Origin of the sequence: Flavobacterium sp. XN-5, from assembly GCF_008033395.2 — a bacterium.
Classification (GTDB): Bacteria; Bacteroidota; Bacteroidia; order Flavobacteriales; family Flavobacteriaceae; genus Flavobacterium; species Flavobacterium hiemivividum.
Genome location: NZ_VOGZ02000002.1, coordinates 76,186 through 95,538, shown reverse-complemented (window position 1 = coordinate 95,538; position 19,353 = coordinate 76,186). Strand labels below are relative to the sequence as shown.

19 protein-coding genes and 1 riboswitch are annotated in these 19,353 nt (G+C 34.0%); of the genes, 17 read left to right on the top strand and 2 right to left on the bottom strand.

The window, feature by feature from the left end:
* The first annotated feature begins 7 nt into the window (after positions 1-7).
* The 13 genes from lpxD to FQU23_RS05650 all read left to right on the top strand — a co-directional run bounded on the left by lpxD (position 8) and on the right by FQU23_RS05650 (position 13,495).
* Positions 8-1,051, top strand: a complete 1,044-nt coding sequence (gene lpxD, locus FQU23_RS05710) for a UDP-3-O-(3-hydroxymyristoyl)glucosamine N-acyltransferase (protein ID WP_147673014.1) — start codon at positions 8-10, stop codon at positions 1,049-1,051.
* Complete coding sequence (locus tag FQU23_RS05705) at positions 1,044-2,432, top strand: bifunctional UDP-3-O-[3-hydroxymyristoyl] N-acetylglucosamine deacetylase/3-hydroxyacyl-ACP dehydratase (protein ID WP_147673013.1); 1,389 nt, start codon at positions 1,044-1,046, stop codon at positions 2,430-2,432. Before lpxD ends, FQU23_RS05705 begins: the two co-directional genes overlap by 8 nt.
* 78 nt (positions 2,433-2,510) lie before the next feature.
* A complete protein-coding gene (gene lpxA / locus FQU23_RS05700) occupies positions 2,511-3,296 on the top strand; it encodes an acyl-ACP--UDP-N-acetylglucosamine O-acyltransferase (RefSeq protein WP_147673012.1) in 786 nt (261 codons plus the stop codon).
* 99 nt (positions 3,297-3,395) lie between these two features.
* On the top strand, positions 3,396-3,962 hold the full coding sequence (gene efp, locus FQU23_RS05695) for an elongation factor P (protein ID WP_132109613.1): 567 nt from the start codon (positions 3,396-3,398) through the stop codon (positions 3,960-3,962).
* 69 nt (positions 3,963-4,031) lie between these two features.
* Positions 4,032-4,961: a UDP-3-O-(3-hydroxymyristoyl)glucosamine N-acyltransferase gene (locus FQU23_RS05690; RefSeq protein WP_147673011.1), complete on the top strand. Its 930-nt coding sequence runs from the start codon at positions 4,032-4,034 to the stop codon at positions 4,959-4,961.
* A 1-nt stretch (position 4,962) separates the two neighbouring features.
* Positions 4,963-5,325: a nuclear transport factor 2 family protein gene (locus tag FQU23_RS05685; protein WP_132109615.1), complete on the top strand. Its 363-nt coding sequence runs from the start codon at positions 4,963-4,965 to the stop codon at positions 5,323-5,325.
* Between the two features lie 86 nt (positions 5,326-5,411).
* Positions 5,412-6,284, top strand: coding sequence for a succinate--CoA ligase subunit alpha (gene sucD / locus FQU23_RS05680; RefSeq protein WP_132109616.1), 873 nt, complete (start codon positions 5,412-5,414; stop codon positions 6,282-6,284).
* Between the two features lie 205 nt (positions 6,285-6,489).
* Complete coding sequence (locus FQU23_RS05675; protein WP_147673010.1) at positions 6,490-6,912, top strand: hypothetical protein; 423 nt, start codon at positions 6,490-6,492, stop codon at positions 6,910-6,912.
* A gap of 108 nt (positions 6,913-7,020) precedes the next feature.
* Positions 7,021-7,117, top strand: a riboswitch (SAM-I-IV-variant riboswitch).
* Between the two features lie 57 nt (positions 7,118-7,174).
* Entirely contained in the window at positions 7,175-8,497 is a 1,323-nt protein-coding gene (locus tag FQU23_RS05670; protein ID WP_147673009.1) for a Na+/H+ antiporter NhaC family protein, read from the top strand.
* Positions 8,498-8,683: 186 nt separating this feature from the next.
* Positions 8,684-9,430, top strand: coding sequence for a 3-oxoacyl-[acyl-carrier-protein] reductase (fabG, locus tag FQU23_RS05665; protein WP_147673008.1), 747 nt, complete (start codon positions 8,684-8,686; stop codon positions 9,428-9,430).
* Between the two features lie 74 nt (positions 9,431-9,504).
* Positions 9,505-11,532 (top strand): hypothetical protein, encoded by a 2,028-nt coding sequence (locus tag FQU23_RS05660; RefSeq protein WP_147673007.1) that lies wholly within the window; start codon positions 9,505-9,507, stop codon positions 11,530-11,532.
* Positions 11,533-11,548: 16 nt separating this feature from the next.
* The gene (locus FQU23_RS05655; RefSeq protein ID WP_147673006.1) at positions 11,549-12,445 is read left to right on the top strand and encodes a LysR family transcriptional regulator; all 897 of its coding nucleotides are present in this window, start codon (positions 11,549-11,551) and stop codon (positions 12,443-12,445) included.
* A gap of 144 nt (positions 12,446-12,589) precedes the next feature.
* Positions 12,590-13,495: a YeiH family protein gene (locus FQU23_RS05650; RefSeq protein WP_317165183.1), complete on the top strand. Its 906-nt coding sequence runs from the start codon at positions 12,590-12,592 to the stop codon at positions 13,493-13,495.
* Here the strand turns inward: FQU23_RS05650 and FQU23_RS05645 are convergent.
* A complete protein-coding gene (locus FQU23_RS05645; protein WP_317165182.1) occupies positions 13,488-13,997 on the bottom strand; it encodes a YoaK family protein in 510 nt (169 codons plus the stop codon). The genes FQU23_RS05650 and FQU23_RS05645 overlap by 8 nt on opposite strands.
* Positions 13,998-14,327: 330 nt before the next feature.
* Here FQU23_RS05645 and FQU23_RS05640 point away from each other — a divergent pair, with 330 nt between their 5' ends.
* Positions 14,328-15,332 carry a zinc dependent phospholipase C family protein gene (locus tag FQU23_RS05640; protein ID WP_147673005.1) on the top strand — a complete coding sequence of 335 codons (1,005 nt, stop codon included), beginning with the start codon at positions 14,328-14,330 and terminating at the stop codon, positions 15,330-15,332.
* A gap of 71 nt (positions 15,333-15,403) precedes the next feature.
* Here FQU23_RS05640 and FQU23_RS05635 read toward each other — a convergent pair whose 3' ends face one another.
* Positions 15,404-17,497, bottom strand: a complete 2,094-nt coding sequence (locus FQU23_RS05635) for an alkaline phosphatase family protein (RefSeq protein ID WP_147673004.1) — start codon at positions 17,495-17,497, stop codon at positions 15,404-15,406.
* A 216-nt stretch (positions 17,498-17,713) separates the two neighbouring features.
* On the opposite strand from FQU23_RS05635, the gene FQU23_RS05630 reads away from it, so the two are divergent.
* From FQU23_RS05630 to FQU23_RS05620, 3 genes are read left to right on the top strand one after another with little or no spacing between them, the layout of a single operon-like run.
* Positions 17,714-18,151, top strand: coding sequence for a thioredoxin family protein (locus tag FQU23_RS05630; RefSeq protein ID WP_147673275.1), 438 nt, complete (start codon positions 17,714-17,716; stop codon positions 18,149-18,151).
* Positions 18,151-19,143, top strand: coding sequence for an FAD:protein FMN transferase (locus FQU23_RS05625; RefSeq protein ID WP_147673003.1), 993 nt, complete (start codon positions 18,151-18,153; stop codon positions 19,141-19,143). Before FQU23_RS05630 ends, FQU23_RS05625 begins: the two co-directional genes overlap by 1 nt.
* Entirely contained in the window at positions 19,136-19,345 is a 210-nt protein-coding gene (locus FQU23_RS05620; RefSeq protein ID WP_147673002.1) for a DUF4266 domain-containing protein, read from the top strand. The genes FQU23_RS05625 and FQU23_RS05620 overlap by 8 nt, the downstream gene beginning before the upstream one ends.
* The last annotated feature ends 8 nt before the right edge of the window (positions 19,346-19,353 follow it).

Below are 19,353 nucleotides of genomic sequence, written 5' to 3'. Positions count from 1 at the left end.
TGTCGCAATGAAATTTACAGCAGAACAAATAGCGGGGATATTGGAAGGTGAAGTTGTTGGGAATCCCAATGCTGAAGTGCATGAGTTGTCTAAGATTGAAGAAGGAAAGGAAGGCTCGCTGACTTTTTTATCAAATCCAAAATACAATAACTACATATATAGCACCCAAGCTACAATCACGATTGTAAATAAAAGCTTTTTTCCAGAATCGGAAATAACGACAACGATGATAAAAGTAGAAGATGCTTATTTGGCTTTTTCTAAATTATTAGAGTTCTATGATCAGGCAAAAGGGGCTAAAAGCGGAATCGAACAGCCTTCGGTAATAGCAGAGAATGCTACTTATGGTAAGAATTTATATTTAGGTAGTTTTAGCTATGTAGGTTCTAAGGTCGTTTTAGGCGACAATGTAAAAATTTATCCTAACTGTTTTATCGGAGATAATGTTGTCATTGGCGATAATGTAACTATTTTTGCAGGAACTAAAATTTATGAGCAAACCGTAATTGGAAATAATTGTACCATACATTCTGGTGCGGTGATAGGAGCTGATGGTTTTGGCTTTGCGCCAAATCCTGACGGAAGCTTTAAAAAAATTCCGCAAATAGGAAATGTCATAATAGAAGACAACGTAGACATTGGAGCTTGTACATCTATAGATCGAGCTACAATGGGCTCTACAATCATAAGAAAAGGAGTGAAACTGGACAATCAAATCCAGATTGGTCACAACGTGGAAATAGGAGAGAATACCGTAATTGCAGCTCAAACTGGTGTTGCAGGCTCTACTAAAATTGGGAAAAACGCAATGATTGGTGGTCAGGTAGGAATTGCAGGACATTTAACCATTGGGAATAATGTTCGAATTCAGGCGCAATCCGGAGTAGGAAGAAACATCAAAGATGCGGAGATCTTACAAGGAAGTCCAACATTTGGTTACAACGATTACAGTAAATCGTATGTCCACTTTAAAAATTTACCAAAGATCGTCGCAGAATTAGAAGAATTAAAAAAACAAATATTAAACCAAAAAATCGGGAATAATGGTTAAACAGAAAACTATAAAGACAGAAGTTTCGCTAACAGGAGTTGGATTGCACACTGGTAAAGAAGTTACAATGACTTTTAAACCTGCTCCGGTAAATAATGGTTTTACTTTCGTCCGAGTAGATTTAGAAGGACATCCTGTTGTTGAAGCAGATGCAAACTATGTTGTAAATACACAACGAGGAACCAATTTAGAAAAACTTGGAGTAAAAATACAAACGCCAGAACATGTGTTAGCGGCCCTAGTTGGTTGTGATTTAGATAATGTTATTATCGAATTAAATGCTTCAGAGCTGCCTATAATGGATGGTTCGTCTAAATATTTTGTTCAAGCACTTGAAGAAGCAGGGGTAGAAGAACAAAACACAAAACGCAATGTTTATGTTGTAAAGGAAGTTATTTCATTTACTGACGAGGAAAGCGGAAGCGAAATTTTAATCATGCCAAGTGATCAATATTGTGTTACTACGATGGTTGATTTTGGTACAAAAATTTTAGGTACTCAAAATGCAACTATGAAAAGCATTTCTGAATTTAAAAATGAAATTTCAGAATCAAGAACCTTTAGTTTTCTGCATGAATTAGAATCATTATTAGAAAATGGTTTAATTAAAGGAGGAGACTTGAACAATGCTATTGTGTATGTAGATAAAGAAATATCTGCGGCTACTATGGAGAATTTGAAAGTTGCTTTTGGAAAAGAAGATATTAATGTGAAGTCAAATGGGATTTTAGACAATCTGACATTACATTATCCTAATGAAGCTGCCAGACACAAACTACTTGATGTTGTAGGGGATCTAGCTTTAATTGGAACAAAAATACAAGGTAAAGTTATTGCTAATAAACCGGGGCACTTTGTAAATACACAATTTGCTAAAAAGATGGCTAAAATCATAAAAATCGAACAAAGAAATTATGTTCCTGTTTTTGATTTAAACCAAGAGCCCTTGATGGATATCCATAAGATTATGGCTGTACTTCCACACAGACCTCCGTTTTTATTGATTGACAGAATTATCGAAATGTCTGAAAGTCATGTGGTAGGGATGAAAAATGTTACAATGAACGAAAATTTCTTTGTTGGGCATTTCCCAGAAGCACCAGTAATGCCAGGAGTTTTAATTGTAGAAGCAATGGCACAAACCGGAGGAATATTAGTATTAAGTACGGTTCCAGATCCTGAAAATTATTTGACTTATTTCATGAAAATTGATAATGTTAAGTTCAAACAAAAGGTATTACCTGGTGATACTTTAATTTTTAAATGTGATTTGATAACACCTATTCGAAGAGGAATTTGTCATATGCAAGCAAATGCTTACGCTAATGGTAAATTAGTTGCAGAAGCCGAATTAATGGCTCAAATTGCTAGAAAGCAATAAATTAATGATAGGATAAGGCCCTGAAACATACCCTTTCATGGTTTTTATTTTATAGATATAAATTATAAAAAAAAGTAGATGAATCAACCATTAGCATATGTTCATCCTGGTGCGAAAATCGCCAAAAATGTTGTCATTGAGCCTTTCACAACAATTCACAATAATGTAGTTATTGGAGACGGTACTTGGATAGGATCTAATGTTACCATTATGGAAGGCGCGAGAATTGGAAAAAATTGTAATATATTTCCTGGCGCAGTTATATCTGCTGTTCCACAGGATTTAAAATTTGGTGGAGAAGAATCACTAGCAATTATAGGTGATAATTGTACGATTAGAGAATGTGTGACTATTAATAGAGGAACTGTAGCATCTGGACAAACTGTAATTGGCAACAATTGTTTAATTATGGCTGCGGCTCATATTGCTCACGATTGCATCGTTGGTCATAATGCGATTATTGTTAACGGTGTTCTATTAGGTGGACATGTCACTATTGGGAATCATGCTGTTATTGGTGGCTTAGCTGCTATTCATCAATTTATTAGTGTTGGTGATCACGCCATGGTTTCGGGTGGTTCATTAGTGCGAAAAGATGTGCCGCCGTTTACTAAAGCGGCAAAAGAACCTTTGTCGTATGTAGGTATCAATTCTGTTGGACTGAGAAGAAGAGGTTTTACATCTGAAAAAATCAAAGAAATACAAGAGATTTATAGGATTTTATATCAAAAAAACTACAACGTAACTCAAGCTTTAGGAATAATTGAAGCAGAGATGGAAGCGACTCCTGAACGAGATGAAATCATTGATTTTATTAGAAATTCGTCACGTGGTGTAATGAAAGGTTATACAGGAAATTACTAAAGAAAGCTCTGGCTCGTGGCATCTAGCTATTAGCCTAAAAATAAATAATTTAAATATCAATCGCTAATAGCCATAAGCTAATAGCCAAAAGCAAAATAAATGGCATCTACTTCAGACATTAAAAACGGATTATGCATTAAGTACAATAATGACATATACAAGATTATAGAATTTCTTCACGTTAAACCGGGAAAAGGACCTGCTTTTGTTCGAACTAAATTAAGAAGTTTGACAAATGGGAAAGTATTAGACAATACTTTTTCTGCTGGGCATAAAATTGACGAAGTGAGAGTTGAAAACCACAAATTTCAATTTTTATATCCAGAAGGAGATGATTTTCATTTCATGAATACGGAGACTTTCGAGCAAATTTCTTTGAACAAGAACATTTTAGATTCGCCAGATTTATTAAAAGAAGGAGAAAATGTCATGGTAAGTATTAATACAGAAACAGATTTACCTCTTTCTGTAGATATGCCTGCGTCAGTAATTCTTGAAGTAACATATGCTGAACCAGGAATTAAAGGAAATACTGCTACAAATGCTACTAAATCGGCAACGGTTGAAACTGGAGCTAGCGTAAATGTACCTTTGTTTATCAATGAAGGAGATAAAATTAAAATTGATACCGCATCAGGTTCTTACATGGAGCGTGTAAAAGAGTAAATTACAGTTTTCAGTATTCAGTTTGTAATCAAGCTGAATACTGAACATTGAATACCGAATACTAAATTTATGAAATTTCCAAAAGTTTACGCGCTAAAAGAAATTGCCACTATTATCAACTGTGAATTTGTTGGGGATGCTAATTTTACAGTATCTGGAATGAATGAAATTCATGTTGTAGAAAAGGGCGATATTGTATTTGTGGATCATCCTAAATATTATACCAAAGCTTTAAATTCAGCTGCGACTATTATTTTGATTAATAAAAAAGTAGATTGTCCAGAAGGGAAAGCATTATTAATTTCAGAAGATCCCTTTACTGATTTTAATAGATTGACGAAACATTTCAAACCTTTTGAGTTTTCGAGTGCTTCAATTTCTCTTTCAGCTGTAATAGGTCAAGGGACTATAATTCAGCCTAATGCTTTTATTGGAAACAATGTAGTAATAGGTAAGAATTGTTTAATACATGCTAATGTTGCGATTTATGACAATACCATAATTGGAAATAATGTCATTATCCATGCTGGAACAGTTTTAGGCGCCGATGCTTTTTATTACAAAAAGCGCGAAGATGGATTTGATCAATTGCTTTCAGGTGGTAGAGTCGTGATAAAAGATAATGTGGGTATTGGAGCACTTTGTACAATTGACAAAGGAGTTACGGGAGATACCGTTATTGGAGCAGGAACAAAAATTGACAATCAGGTTCATGTTGGTCATGATACTGTAATTGGGGAAAAGTGTTTAATTGCCTCTCAAACTGGAATAGCAGGTTGTGTTATTATAGAAGATGAAGTTACTATTTGGGGACAGGTAGGAACAACCAGCGGAATCACGATTGGCGAAAAAGCTGTCATTCTGGGCCAAACAGGTGTCACAAAATCTGTTGAAGGTGGAAAGTCCTATTTTGGTACACCAATAGAAGAATCACGAGAAAAATTAAAACAACTGGCTAATATTAAGAAAATTCCAGAAATTTTAAATAAATTAAAATAATATGACAGCAAAGGAACTCGTTCAAAGTTTTTATAAATCAGATGCTCTTATTGATAGTGCAGTGCTGAAGGAATATTTGCACGCAGACATTCTGGTAGATTGGAATAACAGTACGGGTTTTGTACAGCTTAACTACGATGCTTTAATAAATCTGTCTGAAGAATTAGGTCGCGCATTTGTTCGATCGAAGATTAGAATAAGTCATATTATTGAAGAAAATGATATGATTACCGTGCGCTATTCTCATTTTGTTAAAACAATAGAAAACCCTAGAGAAGAGATGTTAATGGCACATTTCATATCGATTTGGCAAATAAAAGACAATAAATTATTTCGAGGCCACCAAATGAGTCAATTAGCATAATTTATTTTGTTAATAAATGGCCACAAATAATTTTCAAAACCTTACTTTTGCATCACAATTTTTAAAAATCACATAAAATATATATCATGAGTGTTTTAGTTAATAAAGATTCCAAAATAATTGTTCAAGGATTTACAGGAAGCGAAGGAACTTTCCATGCTTCTCAAATGATTGAGTACGGAACAAACGTTGTAGGTGGTGTTACTCCAGGAAAAGGAGGCTCAACTCATTTAGATCGTCCTGTTTTTAATACAGTAAAAGACGCTGTAGAACAAGCAGGTGCTGATACTACTATTATTTTTGTGCCACCCGCTTTTGCTGCTGATGCAATAATGGAAGCTGCTGATGCAGGAATAAAAGTGATTATCGCTATTACAGAAGGAATTCCTGTAGCTGATATGATCAAAGCAAATGCTTATGTTAAAGAAAGAAACGCAAGATTGATAGGGCCTAACTGTCCAGGAGTTATTACTCCAGGTGAAGCTAAAGTTGGTATTATGCCAGGTTTTGTTTTCAAAAAAGGAACTGTAGGTATTGTTTCTAAATCAGGAACATTAACGTATGAAGCGGCTGACCAAGTAGTAAAACAAGGTTTAGGAATTACTACAGCAATTGGTATTGGTGGAGATCCAATCATTGGAACTACTACAAAAGAAGCAGTTGAATTGTTAATGAATGACCCAGAAACAGAATGTATCGTAATGATAGGTGAAATAGGGGGACAATTAGAAGCTGATGCTGCTAAATGGATTAAAGCTGATGGTAACCGTAAACCAGTAGTAGGATTTATTGCAGGAGTTACCGCTCCAGCTGGTCGTACAATGGGTCACGCAGGTGCTATTGTAGGTGGAACTGATGATACAGCAGAAGCTAAGAAAGAAATCATGAGAGCATGCGGAATCCACGTGGTAGATTCTCCAGCTGAAATTGGTAAAAAAGTAAAAGAAGTTTTAGGATAGTTTGCTATTTTAAACTAAAATAGAATAAGCCTCACATTTGTGGGGCTTTTTTATTATAAAATAGAATTAAAGAATATCTTTGCACTTTATTAAAAGAGGTCATTTTTAGCCTTTTCATTTAATAAATAAAACATATGGTTGTAGTAATCCTTACTTATTGTGGGGTATTTTTTTGTGAAAGCCAAATAAAATAAAAATAAATAATATGTATAAGGAATTAAAAAAATTCAAGATTAGCGACTCATTTTCATTTGCTACAGACGACAGCTTAGAACAAGTTTGTAATGCTTCAGAAGGAAGTGGTGTGTTTTTGGTATATGCAGTAGGAGAAGAGAAAGAGTTAATCATGGTAGGTTCTACTGGAACAGTACAAAATGATGGCTCTTTGAAAATAAAAAATGGTGGCTTAAAAGAAAAGATTGTTGAAGGACATCAATTTGCAAAAACAGGAAGAAAATATTCTTGGCCAGCGCAAATGTCTAAAGAAGATATTAGTTTGTTAGAAGTAGTGTGGTATGAAACATTCAATGATAAAACTAAAGGAATTCCAACTGCTGTAGAAGCACAAATTTTACAGAACTTCTTAGATGAAAACGGTAGATTACCAAGATGGAATGTAGCATTCTAAAACATTTCAACCTATGTTATTATAAAAGAGCTTTACTTCGGTAAGGCTTTTTTTTATAAAAAATTATCAGATTTTATCGTTTAAATCTCATGAATTTATTACATTTGCAGCCGTTATCACGAATCTCTTTATGAGATAGCAACCTGCAACAACGAGCAAGGTGCTAAAACGATAAGCCAAATCCTTTGGAAAAAATGTTGTTTAATTCCCATTTTTTAGCTTTTGTTTTTCGTCATATTTAATTCATATTAAAATTAATTTTATGACTATTTTTTCGAATAAAAGAGGAAACCCGTACGCTTTGATTCCCCTGTTTGTTTTTATTTTTACTTTTCTAGGTGCCGGAATTGTATTGGATGATTTTTATGCATTTCCATCTCCAATTGCGGTAATAGTAGGGATTATTGCTGCCTTTTTACTATTCAAGTCCTCCACAGACGAAAAAGTAGCGACTTTAATTGCAGGTTGTGGCGAAAGTAAAATCATGACTATGTGTTTGATTTATTTACTTGCGGGAGCATTTGCGGTGGTTAGTAAAGCGATGGGTGGTGTCGATGCTGTCGTAAATTTAGGAATCAGTACTATCGATGTGGCTTATTTTCCATTAGGAATATTCTTAATTGCTGGGTTTTTATCAACTGCTTCCGGAACTTCTGTGGGTGCGATTGTAGCAATAGGACCAATAGCGGTGACATTAGCAGATAAAAGTGGCGCTTCATTGCCTTTAATTTCAGGTGCTTTATTGGGTGGTTCCATGTTTGGAGATAATCTGTCCATGATTTCAGATACTACTATTGCGGCAACTCAATCTTTAGGATGTAAACTGAAAGACAAGTTTAAAGTCAATTTATTTATTGCACTTCCAGCCGCGGTAATTACTATAATTTTATTCTTTTACCTAGGTTTAAATTCAGATATTGTTGCTGTTGAGCTGCCTAAAGCAAGTTTTGAATGGCTTCCAATCATTCCATACCTATTAGTAATTGTTCTGGCCTTGGTAGGATTAAATGTGTTTTCCACCTTGCTTATTGGTACAATTCTAGCGGGTATCATCGGTTTTTTTAGCGGTTCTTTTACATTTATGGAGTTTATCCAAAAAATATACGAAGGTTTTACTTCTATGACTGATATTTTTTTATTGTCAATGCTTACGGGAGGTTTAGCTGCTTTGGTGGATAAAGCAGGTGGAATTGATTTTTTATTATACCAAATTAAAAGCCGTATCAAAAGTAAAAAATCAGCGCAGGCAGGAGTTGGTGCGCTAGTTGGATTTGCTAATTTGGCAATAGCCAATAATACAGTATCGATTGTAATTACTGGGCCTATTGCTAAGGAAATAAACGACGAATATCATTTAGACCCTAAAAAAACAGCCACTATTTTAGATATTTTCTCCTGTATTGTTCAGGGTATTTTACCATACGGTGCTCAGGTTTTGTTGATTTTAAGTTTTGCAACAGGGAAGTTAGACTTCTTTGATTTAATCAGTAATGCTTGGTATCATTTGTTTTTATTCGCATTTACTTTATTTGCAATTTATAGCTCACATTGCGATAAATGGATGAAAAAGTTTTTGAAAGTATAAATTGCTGTAATGACGCAATTTTATTGAATTTGAAATTTTTTTTAAGAAAGGAATTACTCTATATTTGACAATTCGTTTTTAGCCCTGATAGCAACGAAAATCCTTTTATGTTTTTTCTTAAAAACATGAAAGATTGCAGTGGATAGCAGGAATAGCTTCAAATAAATATTAAACTTATTTTATAATATGAAATTACTAGAAGGAAAAGTAGCCATTATAACAGGCGCAAGTCGCGGGATAGGAAAAGGAATCGCTGAAGTTTTTGCAAAACACGGAGCAAATGTTGCTTTTACGTATAGTTCATCTGTTGAGTCGGCTTTAGCATTAGAAAATGAATTGAACGCACTTGGAATTAAAGCCAAAGGATACCAATCAAACGCTGCTGATTTTAATGAAGCACAAACTATGGTGGATGCCGTACTAGCTGAATTTGGAACTGTAGATATTTTAATCAACAACGCTGGAATCACTAAAGACAACCTTTTAATGCGTATGTCTGAAGAAGATTTTGACCAAGTTATTGATGTCAATTTGAAATCTGTTTTTAATATGACAAAAGCGATTCAAAGAACATTCTTGAAAAAACGCGCTGGATCAATAATTAATATGAGTAGTGTAGTGGGAGTGAAAGGTAATGCGGGTCAAACCAACTACGCCGCTTCTAAAGCTGGTGTTATTGGATTTACAAAATCGGTAGCTCTAGAATTAGGTTCGCGCAATATTCGTTGTAATGCGATTGCACCTGGATTTATTGAAACGGAGATGACTGCAAAATTGAATGATGATGTAGTTCAAGGATGGAGAGACGGAATTCCTTTGAAAAGAGGTGGTACTACTGAAGATGTTGCTAATGCATGTCTTTTTCTTGCATCAGATTTGAGCGCCTATATTACGGGTCAAGTCATGAATGTTGACGGAGGAATGCTTACTTAAAAAATAGTGATCGGTATTCAGTTTTCAGTATCAGTACAAATAACTTATAATTGATGATTAAATAATACTAAAATATGACTACAACCACTATACTATTATTGTTTTTATCATTATTAGTAGCTGGTTGTTTATCATTTTTTCAATATTTTTATAAAGCCAAAAACAAATCAAAACTGAATTTGTTTTTGGCTTTTTTGCGTTTTTTAAGTTTGTTCGGTATTATGTTGCTTTTGATTAATCCTATAATTACCAGGAATACGCTTGAAATTATAAAACCACCTTTAGCGATTGTTGTAGATAATTCAAGTTCTATCATGGCATTAGATGCCAATAAAAAAACAGTAGAAGCTTATACCAGAATAGCAACGAACGCAGCCTTGAAAGAGAAGTTTGACATACAATCGTATCGTTTTGATGCCGAGTTTGAACCTTCGGAGCAATTTGATTTTAAAGGAACGCAGACCAATCTGGGTGGGATTTCTAAAGAATTAAAAAGTATTAATAGAAATAGTAGATTCCCAACAATTCTCCTAACTGACGGAAACCAGACTTCTGGGAATGATTATGTCTATAGTTTTGATCCTAGAAATAAAGTTTATCCTATCGTCTTAGGAGATACAACTGAGGTAGTTGATCTAAAAATTGGCCATATCAATGTCAATAAATATGCGTTTTATAAGAATAAATTTCCAGTAGAAGTGTTTTTGAATTATTCAGGTAACAAAAACATAGTAGCTAATTTTACTATTTCGGAAGGAAATTCAGTTGTAGTAAAACAAAGTATTTCTTTTTCTTCTTCGAAAAAAACGGCCGTGATAAATGTCCTTTTAGCTGCAAATAAAATTGGTTCCCAAATATTCAAAGCAACAATTAGTGGTCCAGAAAAAGAGAAGAACAGTTACAATAACACTAAGAATTTTGCTATCGAAGTAATCGATCAAAAGACAAATATTGCACTAATAACAGCGATAAATCATCCTGATATAGGCGCTTTAAAACGCAGTATTGAATCTAATGCGCAGCGTAAAGTAACTATTGTTAATCCAAAAGCTATCAATTCATTAAAAGATTATAATGTATTGATTTTGTATCAACCAACTGCTGCTTTTAAATCTGTTTTCGAAGAAAATAAATCAGCAGGAATAAGTAGCTTTATCATCACTGGAACGAGTACTGATTTTTCATTTTTAAATCAAGAACAAAGTAACTTAGTATTTAAAATGAGCTATCAAAAAGAGAATTATTTGGCGAGCTTTAACCCGCAATTTAATTTGTTTGCCATTGATAATATTGGTTTCGAAAATTTCCCACCATTGGAAAATGCATTTGGTACGATTACAGCGAAAGGAAATGCTGATTTTTTACTTTCCTCAAAAATTAGAAGTATGGAAACCAATTCTCCATTACTGCTTTATGCTGAAAACAAAGGAAAACGTGACGCCTTTCTATTGGGAGAAAATATTTGGAAATGGCGCTTACAAAGTCATGTTGACACGCAGTCCTTCTCAAAATTTGATGTCTTTATAGATAAGACAATGCAATATTTGGCGTCAAGCAGTTCTAAAAGAGCATTGGTTGTTAATCATGAAAGTTTTTATAATTCTGGAGACGCGATTGAAATCACAGCTCAGTATTTCAATAAAAACTATGAATTTGACGACAAAGCCCGTTTGACCATAATCGTAACAAATACAGAGACGAAGCAAACAAAAAACTACGATTTATTAAAAGGAAATGCATTCTATAAAGTCAATCTAGACGGACTTGCTGCAGGGAATTATATTTTTACCGTAAAAGAGTTGAATTCAAATACTAGTTATTCCAGCCGTTTTGAAATTTTGGATTTCGATAGGGAAAAACAATTTGTTAATCCCGATGTGGAAAAATTGAATCAGCTGGCAACCCTAACACAAGGCAAAGCATATTCTCCGGACCAGGTGGCGGTATTGATCAAATCACTTTTAGAAGATGAAAATTTTAAGGCGATAGAAAAAAACAAGACAACCAGATCACCATTGATTGATTGGGTTATATTGTTGATTTTAATAGTCTCACTATTAGCAACGGAATGGTTTGTTAGGAAATACAACGGCATGTTATAAATAACACCATACTACAATGGATTTCAGATTAAAAGTATTTTACACGGTCGCGACCAGACTGAGTTTTACAAAGGCGTCAGTAGCGCTATTTATAACACAACCAGCAGTAAGCAAGCACATACAAGAACTAGAAGAATCGTATAAAATTAAACTTTTTGACCGAACGGGATCCAAAATTTCCTTGACTGCAGCGGGAGAAAAATTATTAAAATACACCAAAATTATTTTTGAAATCTACCGTGAAATCGATTTTGAAATGGGTGCGCTAATAAATGAGCAACGTGGAATGCTGCGAATAGGAGCGAGTACAACAATTTCTCAATATATTATTCCGCCTATATTAGCCCGTTTTCATCAAGAAATGCAGGGAATCAACTTCAATTTGCGAAATGGAAACACAGAACAAATTGAAAGTGCCTTATTGAACAAAGAAATTGAAATTGGGATTGTAGAAGGGCAATCAAAAAATAAAGGAATTAAATATATTCCGTTTTTGAAAGACGAATTGGTACTTGTATGTAACAGTACAAATACATTGGTCAACAAAGATGAAATTACAAAGCACGATCTACTGCAATTGCGATTTTTATTGCGTGAGCAAGGCTCAGGGACATTGGAAGTGATAGAACATGCTTTAAAACCTTTAAAAATTAAGATGTCTGAGTTAACTGTCGAAATGCAATTGGGAAGTACCGAAAGCATTAAGTCGTATTTAATGAACTCTGATTGCGTTGCGTTTATTTCGATTCATGCAATTCAAAACGAACTGAAAAACAACGAACTAGTGATTCTTGATGTCGATAATTTAGTAATGGAACGTTTTTTTTACATCATTAGTTTACAAGGAAAAACCGACGCTCTTTCAGACTTGTTTATTAAAAAAATTTCAAGACATTATAACCTGAAGTTATAGGAGATTGTTAATTATGCTTAGTGAAAGTCATATAAACTGCTGACCTTTGTATGGTAATAATTAAATAAATTTATTGTGAAAACGCAATCCATAATTAATAATAACAGTGCTACTTTTCTTAACCTTAATCCTAGACTTCAGAAAATTATCTTTGGGATATTAATCGTCCTGTGTCTTACAGGTACTATTTCTCCGCCAATTGCTTTATTATTGGGTTTAGTTGTCGCTAACTTATCAGGTCATCCATTTTTAGAATTAAATCACAAAGCAACTAATATCTTGTTGCAAGTTTCGGTTATTGGACTCGGCTTCGGTATGAATGTAAACAGTGCACTATCTGCTGGAAAAGAAGGTTTTATATTTACAGTAGCTTCTATATTTTGCACTTTAATTTTAGGTTTTTTTATTGGAAAATGGTTCAAAATCGAAAAGAAAACGGCTCATTTAATTTCTTGCGGAACTGCTATTTGTGGTGGAAGTGCCATTGCAGCGATTGCACCAGTGCTAAAATCAGATGATAAACAGACATCGGTGGCTTTAGGAGTTATATTTATTTTGAATTCGATCGCGCTGTTTTTATTTCCCGCAATCGGGCACTGGTTGGATCTCTCACAACAAGAGTTTGGTTTATGGTGCGCGATAGCAATTCATGACACAAGTTCCGTCGTGGGTGCTGCTAATAAATATGGACCAGAAGCCTTACAAATTGCAACTACGGTAAAACTCGCCAGAGCATTATGGATTATTCCAGTCGCCTTGCTTACAGCAGTTTTATTTAAAAACAAGTCTAGCAAGGTCAAAATACCGTATTTTATTGGATTGTTTATTTTAGCAATGTTACTAAATACCTATATTCCTCAAACTGCACTTGTCGCTCCTAGCTTGGTTTCACTTGCAAAAATTGGATTAACACTTACTTTATTCTTAATTGGAGCTGGATTAAACTTCAATGTGCTAAAATCTGTTGGTTTGAAACCGTTATTTCAAGGTATTTTACTTTGGATTTTTATTGCCACAGCAGCATTATTTTCAATTATTTATTTTAATTAGGAATACGAGTGAATTTTTTTCTTTTGATGACAAAGAATTGTAATCGGAGATAATCATACATAAGTGCTATTAAAAGGAAAAAAGCAGCGACAAAAAGATTTTTTATTTCGAAGAAAGTATACAAAAATCCACCTGAGATACAACCTATAAAAAAGAAGACAATGATTGATAATCGCAGATAAATACTAGTCTTCAATCTTTTTCTTTCGTTTGCTTTTTTGTAAAAAAACAATTGCGATAATTCGATTCCTAAATCAGTAAAAAGTCCCGTTAAATGGGTTGTTCTTACAATTGAGTTTGATATTTGCGTTACTAAGGAATTTTGTACTCCCATTGAAAAAAGCAATGAAAAAGCGATACATTTTCCCGAAATCGTTGATAAATCGCCTTTTACTCCAAAAAAACCAACTAAAACCAAAATTAGTATCTCCAGTGATATCGGAATCACATGTGATAGATTTGGATGTTTTACGGCTACTAATTCAGCTAAAAAATTTGATATAAAAGCGCCAGCTAAGAAAAAAAGAGTAAAAAAAAAAATGTAATTGCGGCGGTATAGTTCTGCTTAAAGATCTCTTCTGCAAAGTATGCAAAATGCCCCGTAACATTTGTTGTCAAGGTTTTTATTGCCAATACCCCAGTAATATTGACGATTCCTGCAACGAATGATAAAAGCGTGGCCAAACGTAAATTATGGATAAAAGTTCGGTTTTTTCCTTGGTGGCGAAACATAGTTAGATATAAGTTATTTCTTAATTTACGTAATCTTAAAGCAGATATTTTCAAATCGTCTGAAAAACAAATACATTTGTACTTCAAAAAAATAAATGTAATGATAAAAATTAAATTTAAGCGTACAATACTGTTGCTAACTGCAATATTCATTGGATTTCTAACCTTATCGTGGGGATTCGTCGGACATGAAAGAATTAATAAAGCAGCTGTGATGGCTTTGCCAAAACCGCTTCAGGTTTTCTTTTACAACCATATTGATTTTATAACCCACGAATCTACTGTTCCAGACTTAAGAAAGTATATTTTGCAAGATAAGGCGGAGACCCCGAGACATTATTTTGATATGGAAAATTTTGGTAGTGTTGATAGTTTTCCACAGTCTATGGCTGAAGCCAAAAAGAAATATGACGACAAATTTTTAGCTAAAAACGGAACATTACCTTGGCATATCCAAGATATGATGGCTAAATTAACACAAGCATTCAAGGACAAACGAAAATCAGAAATCTTATTTATTGCTGCCGATTTAGGACATTATATCGCCGATGCGCATATGCCATTACACACTTCTGACAATCACGACGGACAATTGACGGATCAGAAAGGAATTCACTCTTTGTGGGAAAGCAGATTACCTGAATTATTTGTTAAAGATTACAAATTTACAGTAGCTCCTGCACATTATTATGAAGATGTGAATAAAGCAACCTGGGACATGATTAGTGATACTCACAGTTTAGTTGCTCCTCTTTTGGCAGCCGATAAAGGTCTTAGAACAACATTAGGCGCAAATCAAATATTTGTGACGGATGCAGAAGGAAATGTGGTGAAAAACAAATACAACAGCGCAAGATATACAAACGAATATGCTGCTAAATTTCATACTGCCTTAAACGGAATGGTCGAAAGCCAAATGAAGAAAGCGATTACTGTAACTGCTAGTTTCTGGTATACGGCCTGGGTTAATGCAGGAAAACCGGATTTAAGCAAATTAGATTCTGAAGCGCTTACTAAGCGTAATGCTAAAGCCTATAAAAAGGATAGTAAACTCTTTAAAAAAGGAGACCTTTTTGGTCTTGAAATTGAAAAGGATGCCGAATAAAAATCATCCAGTTGGATATAAAAAAGCCTGTGAAAAATGATTTCACAGGCTTTTTTATTTATTGGATTTAGTTATTTCTGGTATTTCTTCTTCTTCAAAATATCCGAAGCTACTTGATAGTAAGAGATTGTTTCGTGTACTAAATCAGTTCTTTCTTTTTTCAAAGGTTTTTGATCGTAATAAATTTGGAAATCAGGCTCAACTCCAGCTTTCGGCAATAAAGTCAATTCAAATTGTTTTACTTCTTGCTTCGGTGAAATGATGGTTAAGACATTGTCTTTTATCATTCCTAAATCTTGATACGTCCCAATCAACGCTCTTGGTCTGTAATCTGACTTTAAAACATCTTGACCAAAGAATTTACTTTGGTAGTTAAAATTTAAAAGCCCAAACAACGTTGGCATAAGGTCTATTTGCGACATCAAGTTGGTGTAACGCTGTGGCTGAATAAATCCAGGACTGTAGATCATCGCTGGAATTCGGTATTTATCAACTGGTAGTTCGGTTTTTCCTGCGCTGGATGCACAATGATCTGATACAATGACGAAAACAGTATTAGTAAACCAAGGCTGTTTTTTGGCCATTGTAAAAAATTTGTTTAGTGCATAATCTGTATATTTAACTCCACCTTCACGTGATTTTACATCACCTGGAATATCAATTTTATTGTTTGGATAGGTAAAAGGCCTATGGTTACTTACCGTCATCCAATGGTTGAAGAACGGCTTTCCTGTTCTAGCTTCTTCATTCATGACTCTAATAGCTTTGTTAGCCATGTCTTCATCACAAACACCCCATACATTAGAAAAAGTAATTTCTTGTGGCAGCAGTGTTTTCTTATCTACGATATCGTAACCATTTCCTGAAAAGAAATCTTCCATATTGTCAAAGAAAGCATCTCCGCCGTATAGGTATTTCGCACTATATCCTTTCGCCTTAAAAACACTTGCTGTTGAGAATTTATCTTTATTGTCTTGTCTTTTTACAACACTTTCTCCAGCAGTAGGAGGAATACATAAAGTTACTGCTTCTAAACCGCGAACGGTTCTATTTCCCGAAGCATAAAAATTAGTAAAAAGTAAACTTTGTGTGGCTAAGCTATCTAAGAATGGCGTGATATTTTTATCGTTGCCATAGGTTTTCATGAAATCGGCACTGTAACTTTCGATAGTGATTAAAACTACATTTTTATGGTTCTCGGCAGCGGTACTTTTAATTTCTCTTAAAGTAGATTCTCCAGTAAGGCCAGGAATTTGCTGACCTAGCAAGGCATAAACTTCTTTTTCGGGCAGTGTTTTATAGAATTTAAAATAGTCCAATTCACTATTCATAAAAGCCAAATAAAATTTATAGATTCCATTGGATTGTAATTCATTTGAAAAAATATTCTGAGAATTTTCTTTAGTTGCCAAAAACGGAATCGCCAATAACGAAAGACCAAACAAAACAAAGTAGATTCCTGATATTTTAATTTTCTCAACAAATGTAGGAATACTTTCTATATAACTTCGGGATCCTTTTAGTATAAAATAAGTAACGATCCCCGCTATTATAAAAAGTCCCGAAAACAAAGGAATTACTGGATAGGACTCCATAATATTTCCAATTACCTCATTAGTGTAAACCAAATAATTAACCGCAATGAAATTGTATTTTACTCCAAATTCATTCCAGAAAAAGTATTCACTAATCGCATTTTGTAATATCAAAACAACAAATAAAAACATAACGAAGGCAAAAAGCCAATATCTAATTTTGTCACGGTGTTTTGGTGCAAAAAGTAAAAGTCCAAATAAAAACGTTTTTATCCCAACGAATATAAGACCAATCTTTGGTAATGCGCCGCCATATTCATTCAGAATTGATTTTCCTGAAGCTATGTAAAGAAATAAGGTTATAAATAGTCCAAAGACAATGTAGCCGTAGGGTTTTAGGTATTTCCCATTAGATATAAAAATCAAATACAACCATAAGAAGCCGCTGGCGAGTATAAAAACAAAAATATCAGAAACGAAACCAAAGATAAAAATCTTTAAGGCATCTGTCCAAATAAACAAGGTATCAGTGATGGGATGGAAGAGCAGTATGATTCTTAGTATGAAACTAACTGTTACATAGAAAAAAATAAGATTATAAAAAGGGGATAATTTTTTATAGAATGACATGTTTTTTTTACAAATTAAGGTATTTAGATTTATAAATCGTTCAATTATGAGGGCAATCATTCTTAATTTTCACTTAAGATGAGATTTTTTTAACAATATTGATTTTGATTTAGAGTTACATTTGATGAAGATTAGGTAGTGTTGAGAAAAGACCGCCTACAAATTGGTTTTGAAGGAGTTAATAATAATCGATTTAAAAGTAAAATGATAATGATAATGAAAAAAGCGATGGTAATAGTGTTCCTTTTTGTGATAAGTATAGGGTATTCTCAAGATTGGAAAACAAATTTTGAACTCGTTAAAAAAGAAGCTGTTAGTCAAAAGAAGCCAATTTTATTAGTGTTTTCAGGATCAGACTGGTGTGCACCATGCATAAAATTAGATAAGAACATTTGGCAATCTGCAGAATTCAAGGAATATGCTGCAACTAATTTAGTATTAGAGCGTGCTGATTTTCCTAAGAAAAAACAAAATCAACTGGAGGCTGATCTTAAAAAACAAAATGAAGGTTTGGCTGAAATGTATAATAAAGACGGTATTTTTCCCTTAGTTGTTATTTTGGATTTTAACGGAAAAGTATTGGGTAAGACCAGTTACAAAAACGTAACTCCTACAGAATATATCCAACTACTTAACTCATTTATAAAGGGATGATGAAGCGACAGCTATATTTAATTTTATTCTTATTTGTTGGTGTCGTGGTCTCTGGACAAGTCACCCAAAAAAGAACATTGTCTATGTTGGGTAGTCCGTTTGAAATGATTGTTGAAGCCAAAGACATTTCGGAAGCCGATGCTTATATTGACATGGCTGTTGCCGAAGTGTCTCGCATTGAGAACTTAATCTCAGACTGGATCTCGACTACGCCAATTTCTGACGTCAATAGAAATGCTGGAATAAAACCAGTTAAAGTGCCTCAAGAAGTATTTGATTTAGTGGAACGCTCGATAAAAGTATCTGAATTAACCTCAGGAGCTTTTGATATTAGTTATGCCTCTATGGATAAAATCTGGAAATTTGATGGCAGTATGACCAAAATGCCTACACCGGAGGAAATTAAAAAATCGGTGGAGAAGGTGGGTTATAAAAATATAATTCTAGACGCTGGGAACAATACAATTTTCCTTAAAAATAAAGGAATGAAATTAGGATTGGGCGGAATTGGTCAGGGATTCATTGCTGATAAAATAAAAGCATTACTTATTTCGAAAGGTGTGATTGCTGGAATCGTAAATATATCCGGGGATATCAACACCTGGGGAAAACAGCTCAATGGAGAAAAATGGAAAGTGGGAATTAAAAATCCGTTAAATAAGGACAAAATTTTCGCCACTTTTCCGCTGGAAGACAGCGCTGTAGAGACTTCAGGAAGTTATGAGAAATACGTGACTTTTAACGGAATACGATATTCACATATCATTGATACCAGAACTGGTTATCCTGCTTCAGGAGTGATTAGCGTTTCGGTTTTTGCAAAATCAACAGAGTTTGCTGATGCGTTAGCAACGGGTGTTTTTGTAATGGGAGTAGACGTAGGATTAGATTTAGTCAATCAATTACCGGGAGTAGGATGCATATATGTCGATGATAAGGGAAAAATATTTGCATCAAAAAATATAGATTTAAAAAAATTCAACAATGAATAGATTAGCTCTTTTTATAATCGTTTTGGTTACCCTACAATCTTGTGTTGCAGTTAAGGAATATGATAAATTATACATTAACGATCCTGATATGAAGTTAGCGGCAAAACCGTCTGAGAAATACGAAACCACTTTTCAGGTATATCGTGAGGCTGCAGCAGGTGCCAATGGCGGAAAAACAGGTGGTGGATGTGGTTGTAATTAATATAGCAA